This is a genomic window from Achromobacter sp. SIMBA_011 (assembly GCF_046535435.1).
GTDB lineage: Bacteria > Pseudomonadota > Gammaproteobacteria > Burkholderiales > Burkholderiaceae_B > Achromobacter > Achromobacter dolens.
The window spans coordinates 1-232 of sequence record NZ_JAWRWN010001295.1 but is presented as its reverse complement, the minus strand read 5'-3'; the positions used below and the strand labels follow the sequence as shown (position 1 = coordinate 232).

Here is a 232-nt window from a genome sequence, read left to right as displayed (position 1 = left end):
CCGGCCACTTTCAACGGCAGCTCGACGTTCTGCCACACGGTCTTGGCCGACATCAGGTTGAAGTGCTGGAAGATCATGCCGATGCGCCGGCGCAGCGCGACCAGGTGGTCCTCGTCGAAGGGCGCGATGTCCACCTGGTCGATCAGTACCCGGCCCTGGCTGGGTTGCTCCAGGCGGTTGATGGTGCGCAGCAATGAAGACTTGCCGGCACCGCTGCGGCCGATGATGCCGA

At 64.7% G+C, this 232-nt stretch carries 1 protein-coding gene; it reads right to left on the bottom strand.

The window, feature by feature from the left end; all coding sequences use genetic code 11:
- Positions 1-232: ATP-binding cassette domain-containing protein (locus tag SB816_RS35255; RefSeq protein WP_410548658.1), on the bottom strand; the 232-nt coding region annotated here is incomplete at both ends.